The 3,122-nt window shown below is 71.0% G+C and carries 4 protein-coding genes; 1 reads left to right on the plus strand and 3 read right to left on the minus strand.

Annotation, left to right across the window (positions count from 1 at the left end; all coding sequences use genetic code 11):
* Window positions 1–912, plus strand: a 912-nt coding sequence (locus tag G6018_RS10290; RefSeq protein WP_182639543.1) for an alpha/beta hydrolase, incomplete at its 5' end; no start/stop codon positions are given.
* Between the two features lie 9 nt (window positions 913–921).
* On the opposite strand, the gene G6018_RS10295 is transcribed toward G6018_RS10290, so the two are convergent.
* The 3 genes from G6018_RS10295 to G6018_RS10305 all read right to left on the minus strand — a co-directional run.
* The gene (locus G6018_RS10295) at window positions 922–2,094 is read right to left on the minus strand and encodes a lipid-transfer protein (RefSeq protein WP_182639544.1); all 1,173 of its coding nucleotides are present in this window, start codon (window positions 2,092–2,094) and stop codon (window positions 922–924) included.
* Window positions 2,091–2,528, minus strand: coding sequence for a MaoC family dehydratase (locus tag G6018_RS10300; RefSeq protein ID WP_346034664.1), 438 nt, complete (start codon window positions 2,526–2,528; stop codon window positions 2,091–2,093). The genes G6018_RS10295 and G6018_RS10300 overlap by 4 nt, the downstream gene beginning before the upstream one ends.
* The coding region (locus tag G6018_RS10305; protein WP_241732045.1) for a Zn-ribbon domain-containing OB-fold protein at window positions 2,525–3,122 on the minus strand (598 nt) is incomplete at its 5' end. The genes G6018_RS10300 and G6018_RS10305, both read right to left, overlap by 4 nt.

Here is a 3,122-nt window from a genome sequence, read left to right on the forward strand (position 1 = left end):
GGGACCCTGCGGTCCCGCGGGCTGGCCGGCGGGCTGAGGATGTTCGTCCGACCGGCCCTCGACATGATGCCGGCGACCGACGCGTCCCTCGGACGGCTGCGCGCGCTGACCTCGGGGGCCGGGCGGGCGGCCGCCCTCGAGACCACCAACGACTGGTCCTCGGACGGCCCCGTGCCCGGACTCTGGGTGGGCCGCAAGCGGTTCTTCCACTCGGACAAGGTGATCTACCACATCCACGGCGGCGGCTTCACCTTCGGATCCCCCTGGTCGCACAAGGCACTCGCGTCACGGATGGCCAGCGAGACCGGCGTGCCCGTCTTCCTGCCCGACTACCGGCTCGCACCGGAACATCCGCACCCTGCGGCCACGGAGGACACCCTCGCCGGCTGGGAGTGGCTGCTGAGCATGGGCTTCCGGGCGGAGGACATCGTGGTGGCCGGCGACTCCGCCGGCGGCAACCTCGCCCTCCAGCTCGTCGCGCAGCTCGAGAAGGAGCAGGCCGCGATGCCGGCGGGGGTCGTCCTGCTCTCACCGTGGGTGGATCTGGACTTCACCGACATGACCGCCCGCGACCGCGCCCGTAAGGACCCGTTCCTCGCCCTCGGCCTGGCCGAGCTCTGCCGACGCCAGTACGCGCCGGGAGTGGACCCGGACGACCCCGCCATCTCGCCGATCAACCACGTCCCGTCCCCCGACTGGCCGCCGTTCCTCGTCCAGTGCGGCGGCGAGGAGATCTTCTGTGGGGGGATCGAGCAACTCGCGGAGCGTTTCGCCGAACACGGGGTCCGGCACGAGTTCCAACTGTGGCCACATCAGTTCCACGTGTTCCAGGTGTTCCACCCGCTCGTTCCCGAGGCCAAGGTCGCGGTGCGCGACATCGGCTCGTTCGTCCGCGGGTGCCTGCGCGGCTGAACCCTCCGGTCAGACCGTCAGCACCAGGCCCGAGGTCGGCACGCCCGTACCCGCGGTCACGACCAGCTTCTCCGCACCCGGCACCTGGTTGACCGAGTCGCCCCGCAGCTGACGCACACCCTCCGCGATGCCGTTCATGCCGTGGATGTAGGCCTCACCCAGCTGGCCACCGTGCGTGTTGAGCGGCAGTCGGCCACCCACCTCGAGCGCGCCCGGCTCGCGGACGAAGTCCTTGGCCTCCCCTCGGCCACAGAAGCCCAGTTCCTCGAGCTGCATGAGGACGTACGGCGTGAAGTGGTCGTAGAGCACGGCCATGTCCATGTCCTGGGGACGCAGGCCGGACTGGGCCCACAGCTGGTCGCCGACGATGCCCATCTCGGGCAACCCCGCGAGCTCCGGGCGGTAATAGGAGGTCATGATGTACTGATCCGGACCCGAACCCGAGGCCGCCGCCGCGATCGACACTGGCCGGTGCGGCAGATCCCGCGCCCGCTCGGGGGTCGTCACGACGATCGCCTGCCCGCCGTCGGACTCCTGGCAGCAGTCGAGCAGGTGCAGGGGCTCGGCGATGTAGCGCGAGTTCTGGTGGTCGTCCAGCGTGATGGGCGTGCCGTGGAAGAAGGCCGCCGGGTTGACGGCGGCGTGCTTGCGGTCCACCACCGCGACCCGCCCGAAGTCCTCGCTGGTGGCGCCGTACTCGTGCATGTAGCGCTGCGCGACCATCGCCACGAAGCCCGCCGGCGTCGACAGTCCGTGCGGGTAGGAGAAGGCGTTGTCCGTGCCGGAGGAGTTGACCTGCTGCACGAGCGCCGAGTTGACCTGGCCGAACCGCATCCCGGAGCGCTCGTTGAACGCGCGATAACAGACCACCACCTCGGCCACGCCCGTCGCCACGGCCATCGCGGCCTGCTGCACGGTCGCACACGCGGCGCCGCCGCCGTAGTGGATGCGGGAGAAGAAGTTCAGCGAGCCGATGCCGGCGGCGCGGGCGACCGCGATCTCGGTGTTGGTGTCCATGGTGAACGACACCAGGCCGTCGACGTCCGACGGCTGCAGACCGGCGTCGGCCACCGCCGTGCGCACGGCCTCGGCGGCCAGGCGCAGTTCGGAGCGGCCCGAGTCCTTGGAGAAGTCGGTGGCGCCGATCCCGACGATCGCAGCCTTGTCTGCCAGGGTGCTCACTGCGGGTCTCCGTTCAGGTAGAGGGTCGCCGTCGAGGTGACGTGCGCGCCCAACGAGTCCGTGCCGACGATCTTCAGCGTGACCAGCCCGTCGTCGTCGATCCCCGTGACCTCACCGGTCAGGGTGAGGGAGTCGTACGCGTACCAGGGCACGCCGAGCCGGAGCCTGATGGACGTGATGCGGGCGCGCCGGCCCGCCCAGTCGGTGACGAACCGCTGCACCAGGCCGGTGTCGGTGAGGATGTTGACGAAGATGTCCTTGGAGCCCTTGGCGTGGGCGAGGTCGCGGTCGTGGTGGACGTCCTGGAAATCCCGGGTCGCCAGCGCCGAGGCCACGATGAAGGTCGGGGTCCCCTCGATGGTCAGCTCGGGGAGTCGGTCCCCCACCGCCACGGCGGGCGGCTCGGCGGGGCAGACGGTACGGTTCTCGCTCACGTGACGGCCCCTTCGGTCCTCGCGGGTGACCCCGCGGATTGTTGACGGTCGACAGCCGGTGCACCGGCCGGTCGCCACGCGTACAGGGTCCACGGCTCGGTGCCGAACGCGGCGTCCTCGGCCGGGTCGCCGGGCATGTCGAGGAACTCGACCTCCACCGGCATGCCGATAGACACCTGGCCCGGGTCGACGTCGCGCAGCTCGCCGAGCATCCGCACACCCTCCTCCAGCTCCACCAGTGCGATGACGAACGGGAACCGCGTGCGACCCGGCACGCGCGGGGCGTGGTGGGTGACGAAGCTGTACACCGTGCCGCGGCCGGAGGCCACGACGTAGTCGGTCTGCTCGGACCTGTCCTTCCAGAGCGCCGGGACGGGCGGGTGCTGCAGCGAGCCGTCCTCGCGCGTCTGGATGCGCAGCTCGTGGGCACGGACCCCGTCCCAGAAGAAGCGGGTGTCGTGCGAGACCGACGGGCGCAGGACCTTGCCCACCACCAGGTCGTCGGTGGCCGAGCCGGAGCTGGAGACGATCTGGTCCGCGGGCGCCGGCGCGGGCTCGGCGGTCGTGGCGGTCGCGGCGGTCGTGGCGGTCGCG

Source organism: Dietzia sp. DQ11-44 (genome assembly GCF_014145205.1).
In the GTDB taxonomy this organism is placed as follows: Bacteria; Actinomycetota; Actinomycetes; order Mycobacteriales; family Mycobacteriaceae; genus Dietzia; species Dietzia natronolimnaea.